At 38.0% G+C, this 2,605-nt stretch carries 4 protein-coding genes; all 4 read right to left on the bottom strand.

What is annotated here, in order from left to right; genetic code table 11:
- Positions 1-112 precede the first annotated feature (112 nt).
- Complete coding sequence (locus NB504_RS17830; RefSeq protein ID WP_194664774.1) at positions 113-538, bottom strand: hypothetical protein; 426 nt, start codon at positions 536-538, stop codon at positions 113-115.
- Entirely contained in the window at positions 525-1,358 is an 834-nt protein-coding gene (locus tag NB504_RS17825) for a hypothetical protein (protein ID WP_258429519.1), read from the bottom strand. Before NB504_RS17825 ends, NB504_RS17830 begins: the two co-directional genes overlap by 14 nt.
- A gap of 159 nt (positions 1,359-1,517) precedes the next feature.
- Entirely contained in the window at positions 1,518-2,090 is a 573-nt protein-coding gene (locus NB504_RS17820; RefSeq protein ID WP_142627033.1) for a hypothetical protein, read from the bottom strand.
- A gap of 148 nt (positions 2,091-2,238) precedes the next feature.
- Positions 2,239-2,605, bottom strand: a 367-nt coding sequence (locus NB504_RS17815) for a hypothetical protein (protein ID WP_309303455.1), incomplete at its 5' end; no start/stop codon positions are given.

Here is a 2,605-nt window from a genome sequence, read left to right as displayed (position 1 = left end):
ATTTACCTGAGTTGCATAACGCCGCATTAAGGTGTGAGCGGCGCTTGGCTATACTTGAGCGAAGCGAAACTGCCAAGCGTTGCGAATCACTCTTAAATGCTTTGTTATATTTTTATAGTTCAGTTACTCCCACCACGTTTAGCGCAGGAATCATATTGCCATCTAAAGTTTTATCGAAATCACCGATGAAGCAAATAGAAGCATTACGAGGAGCTTTTTTAAGTGCCTTTCTAACTTTGGACTTTATTGGCGTTTTACCAGCTTTGATTTCTTGGAAAATCAAAGTTTTTTTATCCGTGCTGGGTAACTCACACAGAGCTTCTAAAGCGGCACTTCCAACTGCTGTTAATTTGGGTTGATTATTTTCAATACGACCAGAAGACCAACAACAGTACACTACCTTTTTGTCTACAAACGTTTTAAATACACAATATCTCTGATTTACATCCATAGGCAAATCAAAGCTACGTGCGTTCGCAAACTCCGTTTTCATACTAACCGAAGCATTTTCTATAAAATAAGACTTAACTATCGCCATCGTTGTTCTCCACAATACTTTCAAATAGCTCTATAACTCGTGAGTATTCAGCGTCCTTTCTAGAGGCTAAAAACTTATGGAAGTCAGCCAAACTAGACTCAAATTCATCAGTTATAGAAAGAACAAAAGTTTCCTCAATCTCTTCCACAAAGCCAATACAATGAAACATGCTTATTGTGCTGAACAAAGCGCCTTTAAAGTATTCTTGTATCGCTGTTTTGCCTTTATTTACGCCAGTGAACACTTTACTACCAAATACACTCCATAAGTCACTAAAGGGAATTCCATATCTATTGGCGTAGTAAATAATGAGCATTGTAATATGCGTGATGTTATTGCCCTTAACAACTACATCGTCAAACAAGGCGCTTTTTGATTGTGCAGTTGGCTCATAAACTTCGCTCAGGCTATTGCTATTGAGCTGATTTATCATATTTCCAACTGACTCAATTTTGTCATGAGCTTTTTGTTGCAAGTTCATAGATGAATCAATTTTCTCTCTAATATCTTGCAACTGTGATAACTCTCCACTGAAGTCATCCTTTGAGACCTTCACCGCTTCAACTACGTCAATTAGTTTATTTACTTGCTGACTAATTGTGAGGCTTGACGTTTCCTGTGATGCCGACTGAAAATAAGAATAGATAATTGCTAACAAAGCAAGTGCAATCGAGACAATTGTTCCTGATATAGAGATATAGTTGAGAGCAGATCCACTTCCTGCATACAAAAATGCAGAAACCTGAATGCAAAACTGGACAATTACGACGATAAAGATAACGAAAAACCATTCTCGTTTACTAAAACTATTACTTTTCACTTTTCCTCTCTAATTGATCACTGGATCTGAATAAAAATATAACGCCCAATTAAGGGGTGAGCAACGCTACCACCCAAACATAAAGCATTGCGCCATAAACACTTAACTTGAAGTAAAACCAAAAATGCCAAGCGTTGGGAATCCCTCTTAAATTGTTTGTTATGAGTATTTTTCGTAGCGCTCTCCGAATAGCTCTTCAAACGTGTCGGCAACAGAAACAACTCGAGAGTGACTAGAAAGATGACGATCTGCTAACTCTATTAACTCAGTTAAAGCAGTTGCCATATTCTGCAACCATAAGTCACTGCCAACAGTTTGGTAATACAAGTCTTGCTTTGCACCTCTAAAACTCCAAGCGTCATAACGATACCTGAGCCCGACTGGAAGTTTATCCATCTGTTGAATATCAAATGTGTGATTCACATACATTGCGTTAGGAATAAAATTTGACAACTTTGCCCACATTTTGGTTAGGCAATGACCATGCTTCTCTATCCAGTTAACTAAATTTTTTCCTTTTCGTTCATCATGTAAAAAATAACATACTAGTGATTTGAGGATCGCTTCCATCCCCATCCGCAAGTCAATAAACATTTTTGAGCGCTTGGACTTAGAAGCAAAAAAATCGTATTCCTCGCTATTTATACAAAAGTTATATCTCTGGCTAAAATCTAAAGCATCGTGGAAGAAATGATTTGATACTTCAATTCCTGTAGGAAAAATTGATGACATGTTAACCCTTACCTCATACTCATAACGCCCGGCTAAGGGGTTGACAACGCACCACCGAACTCAAAAAATACACTGTAAACACTGAACTTCAATTTTGCACTAAAGCCGCCACGCGTTGGCAATCCCTCTTGAGCCGTTTGTTATGTGTTTATTTCGACCAGTCCCAATTTCCTTGCTCCTTGACCAAAACTCTTTGGTCTTGGGTAACTGTCAACAATCCTGAATCTGAAATTACGTAAACAAAATCGCCATTTACAAACTCATAACCAATAAATCTTGATGGTGTGCCATCTGATAAATATGTATGTAAAGTATGGCCAGTAAGAATAATCTCATTGCCAGATCTCTTTGATTTACCAGTATAAGTTACGTCATCACAAGTCACGTTACCTTCAATGCAGTTTGACTCGATCAAAACCACATAGTTTTCTGTCACCAACGTCGCTGAGATACTGGAAAAACTCGCAAAAAACAGTACAAACAATAGCCCAAATTTACGCACGATAATCTCCAAA

Origin of the sequence: Vibrio sp. RM-69-4 (assembly GCF_024743775.1) — a bacterium.
Classification (GTDB): Bacteria; Pseudomonadota; Gammaproteobacteria; order Enterobacterales; family Vibrionaceae; genus Vibrio; species Vibrio anguillarum.
Note: the sequence above shows the minus strand (reverse complement) of the source record. Positions and strands in the feature narration are given on the sequence as shown.

Bases quoted from the DNA above. Each gene is read 5' to 3' on its own strand.
- NB504_RS17830 (WP_194664774.1), bottom strand. From the start codon at position 538: ATGGCGATAGTTAAGTCTTATTTTATAGAAAATGCTTCGGTTAGTATG.
- NB504_RS17820 (WP_142627033.1), bottom strand. From the start codon at position 2,090: ATGTCATCAATTTTTCCTACAGGAATTGAAGTATCAAATCATTTCTTC.